We start from the raw sequence: 21,816 nt of genomic DNA, 5'->3' as shown, positions 1-21,816 counted from the left end.
CTGCGCAGCAGCCCCTGGGGTTTTCAGGGCTGCTGCGCAGCCCAACGCGGGACAAGCCCGCTCGCCACAAAGGAGCTTGCCACAAGGAGATATGTCTGCCGGGAACAGGTTTGTACAAAACCATAGAATCTCCCACAGGATCTGGGCAAGGCCTCAATATTGCGACTTTGCGCGATCTCTGTGGGAGCTGGCGACAGCCTGCGATACGGCCGCCCAGGCGGGCTCAAACCGCCCGAAACACCAGGGCCTTCAGCCCACCCTGCGGGTCCGCATCAGGAAACTCCGGCGGGTTTGCCAAACGCTCGACAAACCCCAACCCTGGCGCATGTTCAGCCATGCCATCGATGAGGAACTGCGGCCCGATACCCGGATCATTGACACACGCCAGCACCGTGCCACCTTCGCTCAACAGCTCCGGCAGGCGACGCAAGATCTTGCCGTAATCCTGGGTCAGCACGAAGCTCCCCCGCTGGAAGGTCGGCGGGTCGATGATGATCAGGTCGTAGGGCCCGTACTTGCGCACCTTGCCCCAGGACTTGAACAGCTCATGGCCCAGGTACGCCACCCGCGACGCATCGTGGCCGTTCAGCCGATGATTGTCGCGCCCACGCGATAACGCCGACTTGGCCATATCCAGGTTGACCACCTGCTCGGCACCGCCGGCAATGGCCGCCACGGAAAACCCGCAGGTGTAGGCGAACAAGTTGAGCACACGCTTGCCCGCCGCCTGTTCACGCACCCAGCGACGGCCGTAGCGCATGTCGAGGAACAAGCCGGTGTTCTGCCGCACGCCCAGGTCGAGCAGGTAAGTCAGGCCGTCTTCGATCACTTCGCGCTGCTGACACGGCTCGCCGACCAACCACTGCCCAGGGCTGTCAGGCAGGTAACGGTGCTGGATGATGATCGCCTGGCCGCACCATTGCGGGCGCCCGGCCAGGGTGCGCAGCATGCTTTCAAGCTCGGCCTGCTGCGGCGGTGCCAGTTCGCGGAACAGCGCCACCGACAGCACGCCCTGCAGCCAGTCGACGGTGATCTGCTCAAGCCCGGGCCAGCAACGGCCGCGGCCGTGGAACAGGCGGCGGGTCTCTTCAGGGGCGGGGTCGAGGGCTGCGAGCAGGTGCTGCTCGAGGGTCTGAATCGGCGAAGTCATGGCAGGTCGCAAGCTGGGAAAACCGCCATTCTACCTGTGTAGGAGCGGCCTTGCGCCGCGAAGGGCCGCAAAGCGGCCCCATCATCCCCTCAATGCCCGGCCACCACCCGCCGCGACCTGAACCACCAGCCCTGCTGCATCCCTGCCGCCGCCAACAAAATCAGCCCAACCCCCAGCCATTGCAGCGGCGCCAGCCGATGCCCAAAGGCAACCCAATCAACCAGAATGGCCGCAATCGGGTAGATAAATGACAGCGCCCCGGTCAACGCCGTGGGTAAACGCTGAATCGCGCCATACAACAGCACGTACATCAAGCCCGTATGCACAATGCCCAAGGTCAGCAGGCTGCCGAGCGCCCCCGGCTCGCTCGGCAACCCGCTCGGGCGCACCCACAGCGCCAGCAACAGCACCCCGGTGCTCACCTGGATCAGCGCAATCAAATGCGGTGGCGTGCCGCTCAAGCGCTTGATGATCAGCGCGGCGATGGCGTACAGCAGCGCCGCCCCCAACGCCATGGCAATGCCGACCAGGTACTCACCCCCGCTACCCTGCGCGGTGCCATGGGCGCTGACAATCGCCAGCATGCCGGCGAAGGCCACGCTAAGCCACGTCAGCTTGGCCACGGTCAGCTTCTCACCCAGAAACAACGCCGCCAGCCCCACCAGCATGAACGGCTGCACGTTGTACACCGCCGTGCCGATAGCGATGGAGGCGCGCGAATACGAGGCGAACAGCAGCAACCAGTTACCGACAATGGCCACACCGCTGGCGATGGCCAGTAACAACGCGGTACGGCTTATTACCCCCGGTTTCAAATAACCCAATAGCGCGCAGACCACCAGCAAGGTGGCCGCGCCGAACACGCAGCGCCAGAACACCACCTCGGTTACTGCAAGCCCCGATGCCAGCACGAACCAGCCAATGGTCCCGGAAATCAGCATGGCGGCAATCATTTCCAGCGAACCGCGGCGTAGCGAATTGTCCATCTCACACCTCCGTAGACGATGGGCACAGTATGCGCAGCCGCTAACGGCACTCTCCAGCGGATAACCAAGGCGTATTACAGGTTCTGCCTTTACTATCAAGGCAAACCCCTGCCATCACCTTCGAGGCAACCATGACCGACGATATCGACCAATTGCTGATCAACGCCCTGATGGAAGACTCGCGTCGCTCGCTCAAAGCGTTGGCGCAAATCAGCGGATTGTCTGCACCCAGTGTCAGCGAGCGCCTGCGCCGCCTTGAAGAGCGCGGCGTACTGCGCGGTTACACCGTGGACATCGATCCGCGCTGCTTTGGTTACCAGTTGCAGGCCATCGTGCGTATCCGTCCTTTGCCTGGGCAGTTGCAAGAGGTGGAGCGGCAGATCATTGCCATCCCCGAGTTCACCGAATGCGACAAGGTTACCGGTGAGGACTGTTTTATCGCCCGCCTGCACGTGCGCTCGATGGAGCAGTTGGACACCTTGCTGGACCGGCTCAATACGTTGGCCGAAACCAATACCGCAATCATCAAGAAAAGCCCGGTCAAGCGCAGGCTGCCGCCAATGGCCTGAGCCTGTGCCGAGCGCAAACTTGCGCCGGCCAAATCTTGTACACAGAAATGTCACCTTAGGTGCCATTTTTGTGTGCACTCACAAAAGGTAACGCCCCATTAAGTTACACGGGATTTATGGCCAAATCTGACCGACCACTCAGTTAACTGAACTAGACAAAAATAAAACCTGTTTTATCGGTCAGATAATAAACATTGATATTCATAGACTTATATTAATAAAAACGGATAACAAACTCAGCAACCCTAACAACTTGCACTCACGCTGGCACGGAACTGGCTTTTGTGTGTTCATGTTTTGTATACACGTTGAGCAAAACATAAATACACAATAACTCGCAGCGTCGCCCTGAAACGACCGCTGCGCCCAGAACCCAGTGATGCCAACGCCTGCACCGACGAGATGGCGAGCCCGTGCGCCAGCGCCCGCTCATCGCAGTCACGCATCAGGAGCCGCCGGAATGAGTAGCAGCGTCGACCTTGCCCCTGAACTTTCCGTTGCCAGCACCCACCCCGCCAGTACTACGCTGGAGGGCCAACCCGCGCCGCTCGAACTGAGCCCGCGCCTGCACAACCGCGACCTGGCACCGACCAAGAGCGAAGGCCGCCGTTGGGGCGGCTACAGCATCTTCGCGTTGTGGACCAACGATGTGCACAACATCGCCAACTACTCCTTCGCCATGGGCCTGTTCGCCTTGGGCCTGGGCGGCTGGCAGATCCTGCTGTCGCTGGCCATCGGCGCGGCGCTGGTGTACTTCTTCATGAACCTGTCCGGCTACATGGGGCACAAAACCGGCGTACCCTTCCCGGTTATCAGCCGCATCGCCTTCGGTATCCACGGCGCGCAGATTCCGGCACTGATCCGCGCGATCATCGCCATCGCCTGGTTCGGCATCCAGACCTACCTGGCGTCGGTGGTGTTGCGCGTGCTGCTGACCGCCATGTGGCCGCAGGTCGCAGCCTATGACCACGACAGCATCCTTGGGCTCTCAAGCCTGGGCTGGGTGTGCTTCGTGTCGATCTGGCTGGTGCAACTGGTGATTCTTGCCTATGGCATGGAAATGGTGCGCCGCTACGAAGGCTTCGCGGGGCCGGTGATTCTGCTCACCGTCGCAAGCCTTGCGGTGTTCATGTACTTCAAGGCCGATGCACGCATCGCCTGGTCGGTGGCCGAGCCGCTGACGGGCTACGAGATGTGGCGCAACATCTTTGCCGGCGGCGCACTGTGGCTGGCCATCTACGGCACCCTGGTGCTGAACTTCTGCGACTTCGCACGCAGCTCGCCCTGCCGCAAGACCATCCGCGTCGGCAATTTCTGGGGCCTGCCGGTAAACATCCTGGTATTCGCGGCCATTACCGTGGTGCTGTGCGGCGCGCAGTTCCAGATCAACGGCCAGATCATCGACAGCCCGACGCAGATCGTCGCCAGCATCCCTAATACCGCGTTCCTGGTACTCGGCTGCCTGGCCTTCCTGATCGTCACCGTGGCGGTGAACATCATGGCCAACTTCGTCGCCCCTGCGTTCGTGCTCAGCAACCTGGCGCCACGCCACCTCAACTTCCGCCGCGCCGGCTTGATCAGCGCCACCCTGGCGGTACTGATCCTGCCATGGAACCTCTACAACAGCCCGCTGGTGATCGTGTACTTCCTGTCCGGCCTGGGTGCCCTGCTTGGCCCTCTGTACGGCGTGATCATGGCTGACTACTGGCTGCTGCGTAAGGGCTGCATCAACGTGCCGGAGCTGTACAGCGAGAACCCGGCCGGCGCCTACCACTACAGCCGCGGCATCAACCTGCGCGCCGTCGCCGCCTTCTTGCCGGCCGCACTGCTGGCCATCGTGCTGGCGCTGGTGCCGCACTTCCACAGCGTCGCGCCGTTCTCGTGGCTGATCGGTGCCGGCATTGCCGCCGCCGTCTACCTGCTGATTGCCCCGCGCAACCGCCATTACCTCGATGTGAGCGGCGAATGCATCGCCGTCGACCACAGCAGCCATTGATTTGCGGAGCTTTGCCATGCGTATTCTGATCGTCAACGTCAACACCACCGAAGCCATTACCGAGGCCATCGCCGAGCAGGCACGCCGTGTCGCAGCGCCGGGCACCGAGATCGTCGGCCTGACGCCGTGGTTCGGTGCCGAATCGGTGGAGGGTAATTTCGAGAGTTATCTTGCAGCCATCGCGGTCATGGACCGCGTGCTGTCCTACGACCAGCCGTACGACGCGGTGATCCAGGCCGGCTACGGCGAGCACGGGCGTGAGGGCTTGCAAGAGCTGCTCGATGTACCGGTGGTGGACATCACCGATGCCGCTGCCAGCACCGCGATGTACCTGGGCCACGCCTATTCGGTGGTGACTACCCTGGACCGCACCGTGCCGCTGATCGAGGACCGCCTCAAGCTTTCCGGCCTGTACGATCGCTGTGCTTCGGTGCGCGCCAGTGGCCTTGCGGTGCTGGAGCTTGAGGCTGACCCGCAGCGTGCGGTACAGGCCATCGTCGAGCAGGCCGAGCGCGCCGTGCGCGATGACAAGGCGGAGGTGATCTGCCTGGGCTGCGGCGGCATGGCCGGGCTTGACGAGGAGATCCGCCAGCGCACCGGCGTGCCGGTGGTCGACGGCGTGAGCGCGGCGGTGACCATTGCCGAGTCGCTGGTGCGGCTGGGGTTGAGCACCTCGAAGGTGCGCACCTACGCAACGCCCAGAGCCAAGAAAGTCGTGGGTTGGCCGATGCGCCTGGGGCGCTGAGGCCTCCAGCCAAACCCAAAACGACGCGGTCACCTGTAGGAGCGGCCTTGTGCCGCGAAAGGGCTGCGCAGCGGCCCCGGCGATTTGGCTTGCGGCCAGGATTCGGGGCTGCTGCGCAGCCCTTTAGCGACACAAGGCCGCTCCTACCAGGTAACCGCGTGAAGCCTGAGCCTCACGTCGGGCAGGCTTTCGATCCGCCATCGAGCTGCTGGCGCACATTGCGGCTGAGCAGCGTGGCCTTGCCGTCGTGCCAGGTCAAGGTGAGCACATACAAGGTATCGAAGTCATCGCCGCTCCAGTCTTCGGTGATCACCCGCTCCTCCCCCAGCGCCTTGCCCGCCACCGTATTGATCAGCTCTGGCAGGTAACCGTGGGACCAGGCGGTGTAAACCGTTGCATTACGATACTTGTTGCTGAGCAGCTCATCGGCCAGTGCGTCAGTGTCGTTGGCGCTGTAGTCGATGTTCACCGGCAGGCCCAGGCGAATTGCGCTGGGGGTGATGGTCATCAGCGGGCGAATGTAGCTGTAGCGCAGGTCCTGGCTACCTTCTTCGACATGCCGCGACGGGTTGGCGGCGAACACATAGTCGGCATCGCCGAAGCGCTCGGGCAGTACGGTCGCCAGGTCCAGCGCACGGTTCAGGCCCTGGCAGTTGAGCTGGCCCAGGCCTTCACCGGGTTTTTCGGCGTGGCGCAGAAACACCAGGGTCTGCGTGCCATCGACTGGTTGCGCCCGGCTCTCGACCACGACCAGTGCCGGTGGTATGGCGGCGCAGGCGAGGGCCAGACCAAGCAGCAGGTGGCGGCGGCGCAGGAAAGTCGGCAACTTCATGGGGCAGGCTCTTGTGGCAAACGGTTCTGAGTCCCCGCCACCACGCCCTGCCGCCAACGGCAAAGCCCTCCTTGAGTGAATCGCCGTCCCTGGCAGCGAGTGAGGGTCAGAGTCCTCCCGGCGCATTTGGTTCATCCCTGACCTTGCAGCCCAGGCTGGCGGCGCCTAATCTGCCCACTTTTTGCCAGCACGGACGCCCATCATGCCCAACCCGTTTCATCTGCTCGCAGGCCTTGGCCTGTTTGCGCTAGCCCTCCCCGCCTCAGCTGGCGACCTGCCGCTGCGGGTATTCCAGGGCACCCTCGATGGCCGCCCGCTGGAAGTCGCGCTTTACCATGGCAAGGACACCCTGAGCGGCTACCTGCTGGAGCGCGACAGCCAGCGCGTCACCCTGTTCGAGGAGACGCCGTGGCACCCCGACGAGGGCGTGCTGCTCAACCTCATGGACGACCCGAAAATGCCCAGCGCAACCCTGCAACTGGCGCCGTTTCGGCTGGACGCGCCCTATCGCATCCAAGGCGCGCGCATCGACCTGCGTGGCCGAACCCGGCAGGCGGTGAAGCTGCAGGACTCGATCCTCTTTCGCAGCGACCGCGACCGGGCCTGGGACGGTGAACTGCAGCAGCCCGATGCCGGGCCGCGCATGAGCGTGCGCGTGCACGCCAGCAAGCCCGTCGACACCGCCGTAGGCACCATCGACCGCATCACCGTGCATGACCTGCAAAGCGGCCAGGACCTGGCGCCCCTGGACAACCTGCAACTGCAATTCGACGGCAGCCGCAGCCTGACCTTCGATGACTACAACAACGATGGCGTCATCGATTTCAGCGCCTGGGTACGCGAGGCTGAAGGCGCACCGAAGGTTCGCCAGTACTTCCTGTACCAGGCCGATACCCAGCGCTATGAGCGCTGCGAACCGCTCGAACAACTGGCCCAACGCGGCGACCTGCGTCATTCGCAGAACGGCCCGATTCAGGTGCTCACCGGGCGGCGCTTCGACACCAGTACCGAGCAGTGGGAAACCTGGCAGTTCGAAGGCCCTCGGCAACTGACCCAGACCAACAGCTTCGAGACGAGGTTCTGATGCGTACCCTGATGCTTGGCCTGGCATTGCTGCTAGGCGCCACACCCTGCGTTCAAGCCAGTGTGATGATCTACGAAGGCACCTTGGGCAAGGCGCCGATCACCTTGGTGCTGAAAAACCAGAACGGGCAGATGGAGGGGGTGTATGCCTACACCCGCTACCGCACGCCGATCCGCCTGAAACCCACCACTGCCTACCACTACGACCGCATCGCCATGGATGAACTGGACAGCGCCGGGCTGCCGAGCGCAAGGCTGCACTTTGCCTCGAACCAGTTTTCCCGGAGCACCCCGGTGCTTGAAGGCACCTGGACGGCCTACGCCACCAGCAAGCAGTTGAAGCTGTCCTTGCACCTGACAGGCGAGCTGCGCAGCGACGATGCGTTCCCCAAGGGCGCAACCCTTGCCGTGCTGCAGGCGCAGTCCAGCGAGCGGTTGTACTTCATGTTGCCGATGGAAAAGTCATGGATGCCCATGCGCGAGATTCTGGTCATGGACAAAACCAGCGGCAAGCAGGTGCAGGCGCTGGATGTCGCAGCCACCGGGTGTATCGCCGATGGCCTGGACGCGGTGCAGGTGCAGCTCAGTGGCGGGCGCTTGCAACTGGTGGTGCCGCCCACCCGGGGCTGCCTGGGCAAAACGTTCGAATGGAACGCCAGCAGCCGCCAGTTCGACGCCGCCAACTGAGGGCTCGCAGCGCTTAGTCGTCGCGGGTGAGCACTTCGAGCAGTTCGATTTCGAATTCAAGGTCCGAGTTCGGCGGGATGGAGCCCACGCTGCGCTCACCGTAGCCCAGATGCGCAGGCACTTTGAGCCTGCGCTTGCCGCCAACGCGCATGCCCATCAGGCCAAGGTCCCAGCCTTTGATCACGCGGCCGCTGCCGATCACGCACTGGAACGGCTTGCCGCGCGACCAGGACGAGTCGAACTCGCTGCCATCGGCGAGCCAGCCGGTGTACTGGGTGGTGATCAGGGCGCCCTTGACCACGGCTTTGCCGTCGCCTTCGTGCAGGTCAGTGATGTGCAGCTCGTTGTCCATGCGCAGTTTCCAGGTGGGTTGCGGGGGCGTCGTTTTCTCAGGAATAGCCAACATTGGCAAGTGCGCAGCAGCGCGGCCTAGCCATGAACCTGCGTCAGCACCCCTTCCCCGGCAAAAAAGCGCTGCAAGTTACGCAACACCAGGCCCACCGTATCCCGCGCAGCCTCCGGCGACTGGCCGGCTACGTGCGGAGTAAGCACAGTATTGTGCAGTGCCCGCAGCGCCTCGGGCACTTGGGGTTCGTCATCGAACACATCCAGCGCGGCACCGGCAATCACGCCCTGCTGCAACGCGACCACCAGCGCATCGGTATCCACCACGCTGGCCCGGGCAATATTGACCAGGTAACCCTCGGCGCCCAGTGCCTCAAGAACCCGAGCATCCACCAGGTGCCGCGTACCAGGCCCCCCGGGGGTTGCCACCACCAGGATGTCCACCGCATCGGCCAGGTGCAGCGGCGTGTCGTACCAGGTGTAGGGCACATCTGCGCGCGGGGTGCGGCTGTGGTAGCTCACATTCATGTCAAAGCCTTGCGCGGCCCGCCGGGCAATGGCCTGGCCGACTGCGCCAAGGCCAATGATGCCCAGGCGCTTGCCGCTGACCGAAGGGCTGATCACCCGGTTCCACTCACCGCGCCGGGTGCTGGCATCGGCACGCGGGATGTCCCGTAGCAGGGCCAGCAGCAACGCCATGGCATGGTCGGCAACAGGGCCTGCGTTGGCGCCAGCGCCATTGGTCACGATGATGCCCCGGGCGGCGGCGGCAGCCAGGTCGACCTGCTCGTAACCGGCTCCGATCACGCAGATGATCTGCAGCGCAGGCAACGCGTCGATTTCGGCAGCGGTCAGGCCCAGCGGGCCACGGGTGAGCACGGCGTCGATCTCGCCGGCATGCCGGGCGATGGCGGCGGCGCGCATTTGCGGCGACGGTGCGCGTATCAGCCGGTAGCCGGCCTGTTCCAGCAAGGGCAGGTAATCGTCGACGGTTTCGACCAACACCAGGACTGTCTTGTGCATGCCACCTCCGGCTCCATGTGAACCGGCATTATGCAGAGGCTACCCGGCGGATGCCATCGCGGCCCAGGCTTGGAGCTACTGGGCGAAGGCGCGGCCCAGGCCGCCCGGCACACCGCTGCTGTCGGTGTCCTGCCATGGGCCATTGGGGCTCAGCGACCAGCTCCAGCCGCTGTTCCAGCGGTAGTAGGTGCGCTGGCGATAAAACGTGTTGGGCTGCTTCTCAAGCACGTACACACCCAGCTTCGGGTCCCAATGGCTGGCGCCGCCCGGTGGCGGCGCAAAGCTTGCCGAGGTGCGCGGCATGGGCTTGGGGATCGCCGCCGGGGTGCTGGGCTTGTTGCTCGGCAGCGGCTTGACCACCGGCCCCTGCGGGGTTGGCGTGGTTTCAAGCGGCGGCAGCGGTTCGCGCTGCGCCGGCTGGTGCACCGTACACGCGCTCAGACCCAATGCCAGGGTAATCAGGGTCAGGCGGACGGTGCTGTTCATGGCGGCGCTCTCTTATGAGTCTGGGCTGTCGATGGTCAGGTGCTGGGTGGCCTGGGTCGCGGTGGCCAGCGGCGCGCTTTGCGCTTTCCATTCACCTTTGGTGGGCTGCCCGGCACGGGAAACGCGGGCAACAAGTTGGACTTCGCTGAAGTCTGACAGTTTCATCTGCGGCATCATCGCGTCGGCATCCGACAGCTCCACCTCGATGGGCAACTGCGCCACTGTCACCCGCTTGGCCGCCAACGGCATCGGCGGGCCATTGCTGGCGCGGGCAAAGATGAACACGGTGTCGTCAGGGCGCACCTTGCCCTTGAGTTCGGCCGCCAGCTCAACCCGCACTTTCAGCCGCGCCGTGGCAACCACCTTGCCGCCGCCAGCCTTGAGTTTGTCGGCGGCGCGGTCGATACCGCCCTGCAGCGCGGCGCGCGAGGCGTCGCCCTCGGGCAGTTGCGCCAGCAGGCGCTGCCAGTAGCCGATGGCTTCGTCGAAACGCTCACCCTCGAACGCGGCGATACCGCGCAAGCCCAGGCTGGTGACCTCGTTGGGGTCGGCCTTGAGGGCTTCATCGGTCAACGCCTGCAACTGCGCCGACCACTGCTTGTCAGCGGCAAAGTACTGCGCCTGAGCCCATTGTCCAAGCAGCTCGGGCTGACGCCCCGCCAGCGCCACGGCGCGCTCGAACGCCTTGGCCGCATCCGCCGGGCGCTGCTCGGCCATATAGGCGCGGCCCAGAAAATACACGCCCTCGGCCGAATCCGGCTGGGCTTGCACGGCACGCTCAAGGCGGGCGGTCATGTCCTGCATGTTCTTCGGCGCGCTGGCAAATTCCTGGGTCAGGGCGACTTTGTCTGCCGCACCATAGTGCAGGTACAAGCCCAACGCCAAGGCAGGTACCAGCACTGCCGCCAACAGCGGCACGGCCCTGCCGAGCTGGCCCTGGCGCGCGGCATCGTCGCGCTCGGTGTCGGCCAACAGCTCACGGGCAGCCTCATCACGGCCCTTGGCCAATTGCTCGGCATCGAGCACGCCGGCCGCCTGTTGGCCGGCAAGCTCGGCTACACGCTCTTCATACAGGGCAACGTTCAGTGCGGTACGGTCTTGCTCGGCCTGCTGGCGGCGCCCGCGCAGGATCGGAACGAGCAGAAATGCCAGGGCTGCGAGCAGCAGCAGGCCTGCGCTAAGCCAGAAATCAGTCATGGGAAGCTTCTTTGTTGAGCAATTTGGCAAGCCGCTCGCGTTCAGCGGCGGACAGTTCGGTGCCATCGTCACCCGCAGGCCCACGGCGGCGGCGAACAATCAGCGCCAGCACCACGAAACCACCGGCCAGCAGCAACCCCGGCCCGAACCAGAGCAGCCAGGTGCGCCCACTCAAGGCCGGTTTGTAGCGTACGAAGTCGCCATAGCGGTCGACCATGAAATCGACAATTTGCTGGTTGCTCTGGTTTTCGCCGAGCATGCGGAAGATTTCGCGGCGCAGGTCAGCGGCAATCGGGGCATTGGAGTCGGCAATGTCCTGGTTCTGGCACTTGGGGCAACGCAGCTCTTTGGTCAGTTGCTGATAGCGCTCGCGCTCGGCTTCATCGCGGAACTGATAGGTGTCGATGGCCGCATGGGCCATGCCGGCCAGGCCAAGCCCCAGCACCGCGGCGGCAAGCCAACGCTTCATGGCCGCGCCTCATCGACCAGGCCCTGGTACAAAGGCGCCAACTGCTCGCGCCACACAGTGGCATCGACCACGCCGACGTGTTTGTAGCGGATGATGCCCTTGGCATCGACCAGGAAGGTTTCCGGCGCGCCATATACACCAAGGTCCAGGCCCAGGGTGCCCTGCGGGTCGGCGATGTTGAGCTGGTACGGGTTGTGGAACTCGGCCAGCCATTTCAGCGCCGCGGCGCTGTCGTCCTTGTAGTTGACGCCGTGGATCACCACGCCCTGCCCGGCCAACTGGTTCAGGTAGGGGTGCTCGACTTTGCACGACGGGCACCAGGTGCCCCACACGTTGACCAGCGACGGGCGGCCAAGCAAGTCGGCCTGGGTCAGGCTGCGGTCACCCTGCACCGTCTGCAGGGCAAAGGCGGGGAACGGCTTGCCAATCATCGCCGAGGGCAGCTCATCGGGCTTGAGGAACAACCCTTTGTACAGAAACACGGCCATCAGCAGGAACACTGCCAGTGGCACGACCATGATCCAACGCTTCATGCCGTTGCTCCAGACACGCCCAGGGCCTCACGCACCCGGGTCTTGACCTTGACGCGGTAGCGCCGGTCGCACGCCGCCAGCAGGCCACCCAGGCCAGTCAGCAGACCGCCCAGCCAGATCCAGCGCACGTAAGGTTTGATATGCAAGCGCACAGCCCAGGCGCCGTTTGCAAGCGGCTCGCCCAGTGCCACATACAGGTCGCGGGTAAAGCCTGCATCGATACCGGCTTCGGTCATCATCGACTGCTGCACGGTGTACAGGCGTTTTTCCGGGTGCAGCACCGACACTTCGCGGCCATTGCGCGAGACCCGAATGGTGCCCCGATCAGAAATGAAGTTCGGCCCCTCGAAGTGCTTGGCACCCTCGAACAGGAAGTGGTAACCGCCAAGCTCGACGGTTTCCCCTGGCGCCATGCGCAGGTCGCGCTCGGCACTGTTGTTGCTCGACAGCACCACACCCAAGGCGCACACCACCAGCCCCAGGTGCGCCAGCTGCATACCCCAGTAGCTGCGGGTCAGGCTGCCGATACCCTTGGCCAGGCCTTTGTGGCGGGTTTTGTCGAGAAGGTCGCGCACACCACTGAGCACCACCCACGCAGCCAGGGCAAACACGCTCAGCGCCGGCCAGTCGAAGTCATCCAGCAGCAGGCCGGCCAGTGGTGCCAGCACGGCGCTGCCGATCAGCACCGGGGTCAGCATGCCCGCCAGCCACTTGGTCGGCGTGTCCTTCCAGCGCACCAGCACGCCCACGCCAAGCACCACCATCAACAGCGCCATCAGCGGCAGGAACAACGCATCGAAGTACGGCGGGCCGACCGACAGCTTGGCCCCAGTCAGGGCATCGAGCACCAGTGGGTACAGCGTGCCGAGCAGGATCATCGACGCGGCCACCACCAGCACCAGGTTGTTGGCCAGCAGCAGCGTCTCGCGCGACCACAGGGCAAACCCCACCTGGCTCTTGACCACCGGCGCGCGCAGGGCAAACAGGGTCAGCGAGCCGCCGACCACGAACAACAGGAAAATCAGGATGAACACACCACGCTCAGGGTCCGCGGCAAACGCGTGCACCGAGGTCAGCACGCCGGAGCGCACCAGGAAGGTGCCCAGCAGGCTCAGCGAGAACGCGGCAATGGCCAACAGTACGGTCCAGCTTTTGAACACGCCGCGTTTTTCCGTCACAGCCAGCGAGTGGATCAGCGCCGTGCCCACCAGCCAAGGCATGAACGAGGCGTTTTCCACCGGGTCCCAGAACCACCAGCCGCCCCAGCCCAATTCGTAATAGGCCCACCACGAGCCAAGGGTGATACCCACCCCCAGAAACGCCCAGGCGATGATGGTCCACGGCCGCGACCAGCGCGCCCAGGCCGCATCCAGGCGCCCGCCAAGCAGCGCCGCAATGGCAAAGGCAAAGGCCACCGAAAAGCCTACATAGCCCATGTACAGCATCGGCGGGTGGACGATCAGGCCGAAGTCCTGCAACAGCGGGTTAAGGTCACGGCCATCGGTGGGCACCTGCGGCAGCAGGCGCGCGAACGGGTTGGAGGTGATGATCAGGAAGCTCAGAAAACCGACGCTGATCATGCCCATCACCGCCAGCACGCGGGCCAGCATCACTTGTGGCAATTGCCGCGAGAATACCGACACGGCGAAGGTCCAACCGCCGAGAATCAAAGCCCAGAGCAGCAGCGAGCCTTCGTGGGCGCCCCACACCGCGCTGAACTTGTAGTACCAGGGCAAGGCGCTGTTGGAATTGCTGGCGACATACGCCACCGAGAAGTTGTCGGTCATGAAGGCGTGGGTCAGGCAGGCGAAGGCGAACGCCAGAAACGCGAACTGGCCCCACGCCGCCGGGCGTGCCAGCCCCATCCACAGGCTGTCGCCCCGCCAGGCGCCAAGCATCGGCACCGTGGCCTGCACGGCGGCAAAGCAGATGGCCAGGATCATCGCCAACTGGCCGAGTTCGGGGATTACCAACGCAGCGTTCATGGCTTGGCCTGCGCGTCGCTGGCGGCCTGGGCGCTGTCGTTGAGCGCCTTGGTCACTTCAGGTGGCATGTACTTTTCGTCGTGCTTGGCCAATACCTCATCGGCCACCACCACACCTTCGGCGTTGAGCTTGCCCAAAGCGACGATGCCCTGCCCTTCGCGGAACAGGTCGGGGAGAATGCCGCGGTAGGTAATGGGCACCGACTTGCTGTAGTCGGTCACCACAAAACGCACATCCAGCGAATCGCCCGAGCGCTGCACAGAGCCTTTCTCGACCATGCCGCCTGCGCGGATGCGGGTATCCAGCGGCGCTTCGCCGTTGGCGATCTGGGTTGGGGTATAGAACAGGTTGATGTTCTGTTGCAGGGCGCTCAGGGCAAAGCCAACGGCCACGCCGACACCGGCCAGCAGGCCGAGGATGATGAACAGGCGTTTCTTGCGCTGCGGATTCACGGTTTGCTCTCCCGGCGCAGACGTCGCGCCTCATGTTGCAGATAGCGACGACGAGCGCGCAGAGGCAGGTCGACATTCAGCGCCAGCACCAACAGGCAGAAGCCATAGGCCGACCAGACGTACAGACCATGGTGGCCCATGGCGAGGAAATCACTGAAGGAGGTGAAGCTCATTTGGTTTTCTCCCGCCCAAGGCTGTTCAGCACTTCTTCCTTGACCCAACTGGCGCGTGCTTCGCGCTTGAGCACCTCAAGGCGCATACGCATCAGCAGCACCGCGCCGAAGAAGCAGTAGAAGCCCAATGCAGTGCACAGCAGCGGCAGCCACATTTCGGCGGGCATGGCCGGTTTTTCGGTCAGGGTGAAGGTGGAGCCTTGATGCAGGGTGTTCCACCACTCCACCGAGTACTTGATGATCGGTACGTTGATCACCCCGACGATGGACAGCACCGCACAGGCCTTGGCGGCGCTGTCGCGGTTGCTGATGGCAAGCCCCAGCACGATGATGCCGAAGTACAGGAACAGCAGGATCAGCATCGAGGTGAGCCGGGCATCCCACACCCACCAACTGCCCCAGGTCGGCTTGCCCCAGACGGCGCCAGTGACCAGCGCGATGGCGGTCATCCAGGCGCCGATGGGCGCAGCGCAGCGCAGGGCGACGTCGGCCAGTTTCATTTTCCACACCAGGCCCACCACACCGGCCACCGCCAGCATCACGTAGCAGGACTGCGCCAACATCGCCGCTGGCACATGGATATAAATGATGCGGAAGCTATTGCCCTGCTGGTAGTCCTGCGGCGCGAAGGCCAGGCCCCAGACCATGCCGACCAGCAACAGCACCGCGGCGGCAACGGCAAGCCACGGCAGCATGCGGCCGCTGATGGCATAGAACCATTTGGGCGAACCCAGTTTGTGGAACCACGTCCAGCTTATTTTCATCAGGGTGTATCCAGGGTATTGGCCGGGCTGCGGTGCCCGAAACTCGTTATTCGCCGACGCTGATCTTCAGGCCGGCGGCGATCGCAAAGGGTGCAAGTGTCACGGTCAGGGCAGTCAGGCTGGCGAGCCAGAGCAGTTGGCCGGTGGCGGGCATATTCTGCAACGCCGCCTGCAACGCTCCACTGCCCAGGATCAATACAGGGATATACAAAGGCAGAATCAGTAGCGCCAACAGCAACCCGCCTCGCTTAAGCCCGACGGTCAAGGCAGCACCCACCGCGCCCAGCAGGCTCAGCACCGGGGTACCTAACAATAAAGAGGCTAGCAGCACGGGCAGGCAACTGGCCGGCAGGCCCAGCATCAACGCCAGCAACGGCGCCAACAATACCAGCGCAAGGCCGGAAAAGATCCAGTGGGCAAGCACCTTGGCCAGCACCAGCATGGCCAGCGGATGCGGCGACAACACCCATTGCTCAAGGGACCCGTCCTCGAAATCACTGCGAAACAGCCCATCCAGCGAGAGCAGAACGGCCAATAGTGCCGCCACCCACACCAGCCCCGGCGACAAGGTTTGCAACAATTGGCTTTCCGGGCCGACCGCCAGCGGGAACAGCGCCACGACGATGGCAAAGAACACCAGCGGGTTGGCAAGCTCGGCCGGGCGGCGGAACAACAAGCGCGCTTCACGGCGCAACAACAGAACAAATACGCTCATGCCGCCCATTGCCCCAGGTTCAGTTCACGGTAACCCGAAGGCTTGAGCTCCAGGCTGTGGTGGGTGGTCAGCACGACCGTACCGCCCTGCTCGCAATGCGCAGCCAGGTGCGCTTCAAGCTGCGCCACGCCTTGTTTGTCCAGGGCGGTGAACGGTTCGTCGAGAATCCACAGCGGCGGGCTGTGCAGGTACAAGCGGGCCAGCGCCACGCGGCGCTGCTGGCCGGCAGACAAGGTGTGGCAAGGGACGTCTTCGAAGCCGCGCAGGCCGACGGCTTCCAGCGCCTGGTAAATGACTTCGGTGCTGGCGGGCTGATGCAGCGCGCATAGCCAGGTGAGGTTTTCTTCGGCGCTGAGCAGCTCTTTGATGCCGGCCGCGTGGCCGATCCACAACAGGGTACTGGCCAAGGCATGGCGTTGCTCGGCCAGTGGGCTGCCATTGAATAGAATGTGCCCCTCGGTCGGCTGCATCAGCCCGGCCAGCAGGCGCAACAGGCTGGTCTTGCCGCTACCATTGGGGCCGGCGATCTGCAGCATATCGCCAGGGCGCAGTTCAAGGTCGAGGTGCTCGAACAGCAGCCGCCAGTCGCGCTCGCAGGCAAGGTCCACGGCTTGAAGATGAAGGGTCACGGTATCGCCTTATGCTGTGTCGGGTCACCGTCGCTGGCGTCTTCATCGCGGTTGCACGCCAGCGCCAATGAGCCCAGTGTCTCAAGTCGCTCCACGCACTGCCGTTATACTGGCAGGCGGGCGGGCGGCATTATTGCACGGGTGCCCCGCTGCCACGAGAGCTGGTTCGACAGGTTGTATACAATCATGACTGAAATCAATAGTCTCGGCGCACAAACTGCGCTAAGCGCACCAGCAGCCAAAGCTGCCATGACCGGCGAGCTGCTGCGCCTGCTGCAACCGCAACCGGTGGTCGCCAACGGCGAGACGGCGCGCGCCGAGGTGATGTCGTTGCGCCAGGTCGGCCAGGACTTCCAGATGATGCTGCGCCTGACCCAGGGCAACGGTGCCCAGTTGCAGGTGCAGGCCAGCTCCAGCAGCCCTTTTCCACTGGGCAGCCAGATCAGCGTCACGCAAACCCAAAGCAACGAGCTGGCGGTGCTGGTGCAGACCACCAGGGCCAACAACGTGGCCACGCTCACCCGCCTCGATACCAGCCAGACCCCGGTGGGTACCCTGCTGCAAGGCAAGGTCGTCACCACCCAGGCGCTTGCGCAGACCCCAGGCGAGCCGGCCAGCTACCGCTCGCTGGTGACGCTGCTCAACAGCAGCCAGGCCGGCGCTACGCTGACCGTCGACAGCCCGCGGCCGTTGGCGGTAGGCAGCCTGCTCAGCGCCTCGGTACAGGGCGACCAGTCATTACGCTTTGTACCGCTCAGTGGCCGCCAGGACCAGTTGGCGGTCGCTCAGCATTTGCTCAACCAACAAAGCCAGCAGGCTTCCCTGCCGGGCCTGCTGGCAGCACTGCAACAGACGGCGCGCTCGCCCGACACTGGGGCCGAACTGCGCGCCAGCGCCGAGCGCCTGCTGGCGGGCCTGCCGGACGCCCGCCAGTTGAGTGACCCAAAAACCTTGGCGCAGGCGGTGAACAACAGCGGTGCGTTTCTGGAAGCCAAGCTGCTCGGTGGTTTGGGCAGCTCGCTTGCGCCGGACCTCAAGGCACAACTGCTGCGCCTGATAACACAACTGCCAACCCCCCCGGGCGGCATCGCGGCGAACCCGGCGCTGCTCGCCAGCGCCCTGCCACAGGCGTTGCCCGGCTTTGCCCGCAGCGCCCTGGGCATGCTTGGCCAGGTGACCCCACGGCAACAACCCGGCGCTTTCCCGCTGCCCTCGCGCCTGCTGCAAAGCCTGGAAGACGAAGCAGACCTGCAGCAGTTGCTGCGCCTGGCGGCCAGCGCGGTTTCACGTCTGCAGAGCCACGCCCTGTCGAGCCTGCAACAGACCGGCACCCTGGAAAACGGCAACCTGCAAACCAGCTGGCAAACCGAGGTGCCCATCCGCCACGGCCAGGAGTTCGTGCCGTTGCAGCTCAAGCTGCAACGTGAGGAAACCCCCGAGCAGCAAGCTGGCCGCGAACGTGCCCGGGATGACCACGATGCGCTGGCAGCCCTGTGGCGCATCGAGCTTGCCTTCGACCTGGCCCCGCTCGGCCCGCTACAGGTGCAGGCGCAGTTGGCACAGGGGCGCCTGTCGGGGCAGCTGTGGGCCGAGCAGGAACGCACGGCGCGGCTCATCGACAGCCAACTGAGCGCCCTGCGTGAGCGCCTGCTGGCCCGTGGCCTGGATGTTGGCGACCTGGAATGTCACCCCGGCACCCCGCCACAAGGCCCCCGGACGCGCCTGGAACAACGTTGGGTGGATGAAAACGCATGAAATACACGCAACCACGCCAGGCCATCGCCCTGAGCTACGACGGGCAACAGGCCCCGACACTCAGCGCCAAGGGCGACGATGAACTCGCCGAAGCGATCCTGGCCCTGGCCCGCGAGCACGAAGTGCCCATCTACGAAAACGCCGAGCTGGTGCGCCTGCTGGCGCGCCTTGAGCTGGGCGAGCAGATCCCCGAAGCGCTGTACCTGACCATCGCCGAAATCATCGCCTTCGCGTGGCAACTGCGCGGCAAGGTGCCAGCAGCCTTTGACGACAGCGCCCCGTCAGCGCGCGACGTTACTCCCGGCAAGCTGCTGCTGCCACCCCCGAGCGATATGTAGCCCCCGCCGCCTGCCGATTGGTTGACCCTCTGGCCTTTCCCCTTCTGAAAGGCCCTGCCCCATGCAATCGATCCCGGAAAACAACCTGCACCTGGTGCGTGCAGCCCTGGCTGACTTCCCGCGCCCGGACAGCCTCGCCGAAAGCGTGCTGACCGAATGGCTATCGGCCAAAGGTGTGAACATTTCGGCCAACGACATCGACATTGTCACCTTGCGCTACCAATCCGACCCTTCAGCGCAAAAGCCCGCTGGGCATCCCAACCAGGCGCTGATCCGCCAGAAGATGACCCTGGTCGAAGCGATGCTGGGCAACTGGCAAGGCGAAACAGCCGCAGGCTATGAAGGGTTTCACTATGGCGACTGGGCAGGCATCGAGCCTGACGGCATCCTCACCATCGTCAGCCAGCTTGAGCCACCTGCGGCGCTTTCGAACACCTCCGGCTACCTGGTGTTCAACGGCCTGTATCGACGCACACAGCCGCAGGTCTACAGCGCGCAGACGCGCGTGGACATTCGCGCCGAAGACTTCCAGGCGTTCATCTGGAAGCAGCACTTTCACCACCTCTACAAACATAGCTTGGACACCTACTGGAAAAAGAGCCAGGCGCTGTATCAACGTGCGATCAAGATCAACTTCATCGCGGCGGCCAACCGCCAGGCGTTTGCCGGCACCCTGAGCCTGGCCGGGCGCATGATGGTGTGGCAAGCCGCAGGCCTGGTTTCCATCGATATGCAGCCGCTCAAAGCGTCGATGCTCAATGTCTATGGCTACCACTCGACTTCGATGGTGCTGCTGGAGCGCGAGTCAGGGCACTGCGTACTTTATGTACCGGGTAACGCCTCGCCGCTCCACGAGTTCAGCAGCCTTGCCGTGATGAAGACCTGGTTTGCCGAACAGTGCCGCGACAGCCGTCGGCGCGAGGTGCTGTTGCACATGTTTTCGCCCGCCGACTGGCCCGACGGCCTGGACTTCAGCGGCCTGCGTACAGCACTCGCCGGTCTGGGCCTTTTCCCCGAGCCGCACCGTTTCTCCCCAAACCACCCCGGCTTTGCCACGAGTGGCGTGTGGGACCCGCAACACATGATCGACTACAAGTCGGACAAATACCTCGAACCGATCACCAGCGACCTTTTCGAGTACCTCACCCTGCGTCACCTGCAACGCTCCTATGAGGACGCCGACGCGCTGATCACCAGCAACCACGAAATCGATAAATCGCGCTGGAGCAGCTATCTCAATGCGGCGGTAACCCTGCTGCTGCCGGTGTGCATGGTGCTACCGGAACTGACCCCGCTGCTGGCCGTCGGCGGATTGATCCAGTTCAGCCTGGGCATGGACAAGACGGTAAACGGCAAGACGCTGGACATACGCACCGCAGGCGTCAACGAGCAGGTTTTCGGGCTGTTCAACGCCTCGCAGTTGCTCGGCAGCGTCGCCGCGCGCCCCGACATGCTGTTCCGCTACTGCCGCCCAGGCTTTGTCGCCAGCACCCGTATCACCGAGCTGGTCGGCAGCGCAGTGCAACCTCCCGAAGTCAACCTGTTGCCAGCTGAAACGGCCTTTCGCGAGGACGTAGTGGTGTCCTCCACCTTGGTGTCGGCACTGGTAGCGCGCATCGACGAAAACCTCGGGCACCGCTTTGCCGCTTGGATCAGCGAGAATGGCCAGGTTACCAGCGAATGGGTGGAGTATGACTACGTCAATGACTGCTTCATTCGCATCAGCGACCAGGACCTTAGCGAGCCACCACGCTGGATAGTCAGCGAGCACAGCACCAGCGCCCTGGCGCGGCTGGCTCAAACCGACCGCACCGTTACCGATGAACAACGCATGGCTACCCTGCGCGCGCTGGGCATTGACCTGCGCTTGCCAGTGGACTTCGGCCAGTACGAGCGGTTGGTGCGCACCCCCATCGAGCGCCTGATTTCAAGCGTCTGGGTTGGCGATCGGGTGATCCAGCCGGAGTATCTCGCCGCCCTTGAGCACAACAGCACGGTGCTCAAGGGCAGCGGTTTTCGCTACCAGCTGTTGTTGTCGGGGCAGTCGTCAGGCATTTACCAGCAGAACATCAACCTGCTGCGGGCTCGTGCCCATGGGTTGAAGGTGCTGAACCTTGAAGAACAGGGCTTTTTCACCGAGTTCAAGGCATCGCCCTATTACCCTCAATATCAGGCAGCCATCATCGGCAACGGCGGCGGCGCGAGCAACTTCAGTTCGGCCACCGACATTCTGCGCTACCGGCTGCTCAAACATTATGGCGGTATCTATATGGACGCGGACGACCGCCTGCTGGCAGCCAGTGCACCCAGCCAGCCGCCACTGGCCAGTGCACCACTGAGCACCACCACCGATGGCTTGCTGCTGGCAGCGCCGGTGTCCAACGATCAACTGGGCATGTACATCAAGTACAACATCAGCCTGATCGGCAGCCATGCGGGCAACCCGACACTGGATGCCATTTCCGACGAAATTCTCAAACGCTATGGCAGTGCCGGAGATTTCTACCTGCAGCGGCCGGACTACCTCGACGACCCGGTGGGTTTTGACGCCTATGCCCGCAAGCTGAGCCAACTGACCGGGCCTGGCGTGTTCAACGATGTGATCGACCAGCACCTGCCATGGCTCAAGCAACTGCGCGAACTGTGTGTACTGCTGGTTTCACCGGTACATGACATTCATTCGGCGATGAACCTTTCGGCGTTCAGCCGCGCCATCCGTAACAACGTCCCTTTGGACCAGGTTGCCGAAATGGGCCATGCCAACAGCTGGAAATTCACCTGACCCGGCAGTTTTGGGGGACACAGTCATGTGCAGTCCTGTGCAGGCTATCTCCTTGTGGCGAGCGGGCTTGCCCCGCGTTGGGCTGCGCAGCAGCCCCTTGGGTTTTCAGGGCTGCTGCGCAG

The 21,816-nt window shown here is 63.8% G+C and carries 23 protein-coding genes; 8 read left to right on the top strand and 15 right to left on the bottom strand.

Going from position 1 to position 21,816, the window contains the following annotated elements; genetic code table 11:
- Positions 1-223: 223 nt before the first annotated feature.
- A complete protein-coding gene (locus tag HU720_RS19695; protein ID WP_186521988.1) occupies positions 224-1,150 on the bottom strand; it encodes a class I SAM-dependent methyltransferase in 927 nt (308 codons plus the stop codon).
- A gap of 89 nt (positions 1,151-1,239) precedes the next feature.
- The gene (locus HU720_RS19690) at positions 1,240-2,136 is read right to left on the bottom strand and encodes a DMT family transporter (protein ID WP_186521987.1); all 897 of its coding nucleotides are present in this window, start codon (positions 2,134-2,136) and stop codon (positions 1,240-1,242) included.
- Positions 2,137-2,267: 131 nt separating this feature from the next.
- Here HU720_RS19690 and HU720_RS19685 point away from each other — a divergent pair, with 131 nt between their 5' ends.
- The 3 genes from HU720_RS19685 to HU720_RS19675 all read left to right on the top strand — a co-directional run bounded on the left by HU720_RS19685 (position 2,268) and on the right by HU720_RS19675 (position 5,446).
- Positions 2,268-2,705, top strand: a complete 438-nt coding sequence (locus HU720_RS19685) for an Lrp/AsnC family transcriptional regulator (protein WP_186521985.1) — start codon at positions 2,268-2,270, stop codon at positions 2,703-2,705.
- Positions 2,706-3,165: 460 nt separating this feature from the next.
- Complete coding sequence (locus tag HU720_RS19680) at positions 3,166-4,701, top strand: NCS1 family nucleobase:cation symporter-1 (RefSeq protein WP_186521983.1); 1,536 nt, start codon at positions 3,166-3,168, stop codon at positions 4,699-4,701.
- A gap of 16 nt (positions 4,702-4,717) precedes the next feature.
- A complete protein-coding gene (locus tag HU720_RS19675) occupies positions 4,718-5,446 on the top strand; it encodes an aspartate/glutamate racemase family protein (protein ID WP_186521982.1) in 729 nt (242 codons plus the stop codon).
- A gap of 172 nt (positions 5,447-5,618) precedes the next feature.
- Here HU720_RS19675 and HU720_RS19670 read toward each other — a convergent pair whose 3' ends face one another.
- Entirely contained in the window at positions 5,619-6,278 is a 660-nt protein-coding gene (locus tag HU720_RS19670; protein ID WP_186521981.1) for a histidine phosphatase family protein, read from the bottom strand.
- A gap of 202 nt (positions 6,279-6,480) precedes the next feature.
- On the opposite strand from HU720_RS19670, the gene HU720_RS19665 reads away from it, so the two are divergent.
- Both HU720_RS19665 and HU720_RS19660 read left to right on the top strand, forming a co-directional pair.
- Entirely contained in the window at positions 6,481-7,362 is an 882-nt protein-coding gene (locus HU720_RS19665) for a hypothetical protein (RefSeq protein ID WP_186521980.1), read from the top strand.
- Positions 7,362-8,048 carry a hypothetical protein gene (locus HU720_RS19660; RefSeq protein ID WP_186521979.1) on the top strand — a complete coding sequence of 229 codons (687 nt, stop codon included), beginning with the start codon at positions 7,362-7,364 and terminating at the stop codon, positions 8,046-8,048. The genes HU720_RS19665 and HU720_RS19660 overlap by 1 nt, the downstream gene beginning before the upstream one ends.
- Positions 8,049-8,061: 13 nt before the next feature.
- Here the strand turns inward: HU720_RS19660 and HU720_RS19655 are convergent, their stop codons facing one another.
- The 12 genes from HU720_RS19655 to ccmA form a co-directional block, all read right to left on the bottom strand.
- Positions 8,062-8,400, bottom strand: a complete 339-nt coding sequence (locus HU720_RS19655; protein ID WP_186521978.1) for an FKBP-type peptidyl-prolyl cis-trans isomerase — start codon at positions 8,398-8,400, stop codon at positions 8,062-8,064.
- A gap of 77 nt (positions 8,401-8,477) precedes the next feature.
- Entirely contained in the window at positions 8,478-9,416 is a 939-nt protein-coding gene (locus HU720_RS19650; protein ID WP_186521977.1) for a 2-hydroxyacid dehydrogenase, read from the bottom strand.
- Between the two features lie 75 nt (positions 9,417-9,491).
- Complete coding sequence (locus tag HU720_RS19645; protein WP_186521975.1) at positions 9,492-9,902, bottom strand: hypothetical protein; 411 nt, start codon at positions 9,900-9,902, stop codon at positions 9,492-9,494.
- 12 nt (positions 9,903-9,914) lie between these two features.
- Positions 9,915-11,099, bottom strand: coding sequence for a c-type cytochrome biogenesis protein CcmI (ccmI, locus tag HU720_RS19640; protein WP_186521973.1), 1,185 nt, complete (start codon positions 11,097-11,099; stop codon positions 9,915-9,917).
- Complete coding sequence (locus HU720_RS19635; RefSeq protein ID WP_186521970.1) at positions 11,092-11,568, bottom strand: cytochrome c-type biogenesis protein; 477 nt, start codon at positions 11,566-11,568, stop codon at positions 11,092-11,094. The genes ccmI and HU720_RS19635 overlap by 8 nt, the downstream gene beginning before the upstream one ends.
- Positions 11,565-12,101 (bottom strand): DsbE family thiol:disulfide interchange protein, encoded by a 537-nt coding sequence (locus HU720_RS19630; protein ID WP_186521969.1) that lies wholly within the window; start codon positions 12,099-12,101, stop codon positions 11,565-11,567. Before HU720_RS19630 ends, HU720_RS19635 begins: the two co-directional genes overlap by 4 nt.
- Positions 12,098-14,086: a heme lyase CcmF/NrfE family subunit gene (locus tag HU720_RS19625; protein ID WP_186521967.1), complete on the bottom strand. Its 1,989-nt coding sequence runs from the start codon at positions 14,084-14,086 to the stop codon at positions 12,098-12,100. Before HU720_RS19625 ends, HU720_RS19630 begins: the two co-directional genes overlap by 4 nt.
- Complete coding sequence (gene ccmE, locus HU720_RS19620; RefSeq protein ID WP_186521965.1) at positions 14,083-14,538, bottom strand: cytochrome c maturation protein CcmE; 456 nt, start codon at positions 14,536-14,538, stop codon at positions 14,083-14,085. Before ccmE ends, HU720_RS19625 begins: the two co-directional genes overlap by 4 nt.
- On the bottom strand, positions 14,535-14,711 hold the full coding sequence (gene ccmD / locus HU720_RS19615; protein ID WP_186521963.1) for a heme exporter protein CcmD: 177 nt from the start codon (positions 14,709-14,711) through the stop codon (positions 14,535-14,537). Before ccmD ends, ccmE begins: the two co-directional genes overlap by 4 nt.
- Complete coding sequence (locus HU720_RS19610) at positions 14,708-15,475, bottom strand: heme ABC transporter permease (RefSeq protein WP_186521961.1); 768 nt, start codon at positions 15,473-15,475, stop codon at positions 14,708-14,710. The genes ccmD and HU720_RS19610 overlap by 4 nt, the downstream gene beginning before the upstream one ends.
- A gap of 46 nt (positions 15,476-15,521) precedes the next feature.
- Positions 15,522-16,190, bottom strand: a complete 669-nt coding sequence (gene ccmB, locus HU720_RS19605; protein WP_186521959.1) for a heme exporter protein CcmB — start codon at positions 16,188-16,190, stop codon at positions 15,522-15,524.
- The gene (gene ccmA, locus HU720_RS19600; protein ID WP_186521957.1) at positions 16,187-16,819 is read right to left on the bottom strand and encodes a cytochrome c biogenesis heme-transporting ATPase CcmA; all 633 of its coding nucleotides are present in this window, start codon (positions 16,817-16,819) and stop codon (positions 16,187-16,189) included. Before ccmA ends, ccmB begins: the two co-directional genes overlap by 4 nt.
- 186 nt (positions 16,820-17,005) lie before the next feature.
- On the opposite strand from ccmA, the gene HU720_RS19595 reads away from it, so the two are divergent.
- From HU720_RS19595 to HU720_RS19585, 3 genes are all read left to right on the top strand, one after another.
- A complete protein-coding gene (locus HU720_RS19595; protein WP_186521955.1) occupies positions 17,006-18,574 on the top strand; it encodes a flagellar hook-length control protein FliK in 1,569 nt (522 codons plus the stop codon).
- Positions 18,571-18,912 (top strand): EscU/YscU/HrcU family type III secretion system export apparatus switch protein, encoded by a 342-nt coding sequence (locus tag HU720_RS19590; RefSeq protein ID WP_186521954.1) that lies wholly within the window; start codon positions 18,571-18,573, stop codon positions 18,910-18,912. The genes HU720_RS19595 and HU720_RS19590 overlap by 4 nt, the downstream gene beginning before the upstream one ends.
- 61 nt (positions 18,913-18,973) lie before the next feature.
- A complete protein-coding gene (locus tag HU720_RS19585) occupies positions 18,974-21,694 on the top strand; it encodes a DUF6543 domain-containing protein (protein ID WP_186521953.1) in 2,721 nt (906 codons plus the stop codon).
- Positions 21,695-21,816 lie beyond the last annotated feature (122 nt).

It is taken from the genome of Pseudomonas sp. SWRI51 (assembly GCF_014268825.1).
Lineage (GTDB): Bacteria > Pseudomonadota > Gammaproteobacteria > Pseudomonadales > Pseudomonadaceae > Aquipseudomonas > Aquipseudomonas farsensis.
Note: the sequence above shows the minus strand (reverse complement) of the source record. Positions and strands in the feature narration are given on the sequence as shown.

What these genes read in the sequence shown, in the direction of transcription:
- HU720_RS19695 (WP_186521988.1), bottom strand. Translation starts at nt 1,150, where the DNA reads ATGACTTCGCCGATTCAGACCCTCGAGCAGCACCTGCTCGCAGCCCTC.
- HU720_RS19690 (WP_186521987.1), bottom strand. Translation starts at nt 2,136, where the DNA reads ATGGACAATTCGCTACGCCGCGGTTCGCTGGAAATGATTGCCGCCATG.
- HU720_RS19685 (WP_186521985.1), top strand. Translation starts at nt 2,268, where the DNA reads ATGACCGACGATATCGACCAATTGCTGATCAACGCCCTGATGGAAGAC.
- HU720_RS19680 (WP_186521983.1), top strand. Translation starts at nt 3,166, where the DNA reads ATGAGTAGCAGCGTCGACCTTGCCCCTGAACTTTCCGTTGCCAGCACC.
- HU720_RS19675 (WP_186521982.1), top strand. Translation starts at nt 4,718, where the DNA reads ATGCGTATTCTGATCGTCAACGTCAACACCACCGAAGCCATTACCGAG.
- HU720_RS19670 (WP_186521981.1), bottom strand. Translation starts at nt 6,278, where the DNA reads ATGAAGTTGCCGACTTTCCTGCGCCGCCGCCACCTGCTGCTTGGTCTG.
- HU720_RS19665 (WP_186521980.1), top strand. Translation starts at nt 6,481, where the DNA reads ATGCCCAACCCGTTTCATCTGCTCGCAGGCCTTGGCCTGTTTGCGCTA.
- HU720_RS19660 (WP_186521979.1), top strand. Translation starts at nt 7,362, where the DNA reads ATGCGTACCCTGATGCTTGGCCTGGCATTGCTGCTAGGCGCCACACCC.
- HU720_RS19655 (WP_186521978.1), bottom strand. Translation starts at nt 8,400, where the DNA reads ATGGACAACGAGCTGCACATCACTGACCTGCACGAAGGCGACGGCAAA.
- HU720_RS19650 (WP_186521977.1), bottom strand. Translation starts at nt 9,416, where the DNA reads ATGCACAAGACAGTCCTGGTGTTGGTCGAAACCGTCGACGATTACCTG.
- HU720_RS19645 (WP_186521975.1), bottom strand. Translation starts at nt 9,902, where the DNA reads ATGAACAGCACCGTCCGCCTGACCCTGATTACCCTGGCATTGGGTCTG.
- ccmI (WP_186521973.1), bottom strand. Translation starts at nt 11,099, where the DNA reads ATGACTGATTTCTGGCTTAGCGCAGGCCTGCTGCTGCTCGCAGCCCTG.
- HU720_RS19635 (WP_186521970.1), bottom strand. Translation starts at nt 11,568, where the DNA reads ATGAAGCGTTGGCTTGCCGCCGCGGTGCTGGGGCTTGGCCTGGCCGGC.
- HU720_RS19630 (WP_186521969.1), bottom strand. Translation starts at nt 12,101, where the DNA reads ATGAAGCGTTGGATCATGGTCGTGCCACTGGCAGTGTTCCTGCTGATG.
- HU720_RS19625 (WP_186521967.1), bottom strand. Translation starts at nt 14,086, where the DNA reads ATGAACGCTGCGTTGGTAATCCCCGAACTCGGCCAGTTGGCGATGATC.
- ccmD (WP_186521963.1), bottom strand. Translation starts at nt 14,711, where the DNA reads ATGAGCTTCACCTCCTTCAGTGATTTCCTCGCCATGGGCCACCATGGT.
- HU720_RS19610 (WP_186521961.1), bottom strand. Translation starts at nt 15,475, where the DNA reads ATGAAAATAAGCTGGACGTGGTTCCACAAACTGGGTTCGCCCAAATGG.
- ccmB (WP_186521959.1), bottom strand. Translation starts at nt 16,190, where the DNA reads ATGAGCGTATTTGTTCTGTTGTTGCGCCGTGAAGCGCGCTTGTTGTTC.
- HU720_RS19595 (WP_186521955.1), top strand. Translation starts at nt 17,006, where the DNA reads ATGACTGAAATCAATAGTCTCGGCGCACAAACTGCGCTAAGCGCACCA.
- HU720_RS19590 (WP_186521954.1), top strand. Translation starts at nt 18,571, where the DNA reads ATGAAATACACGCAACCACGCCAGGCCATCGCCCTGAGCTACGACGGG.
- HU720_RS19585 (WP_186521953.1), top strand. Translation starts at nt 18,974, where the DNA reads ATGCAATCGATCCCGGAAAACAACCTGCACCTGGTGCGTGCAGCCCTG.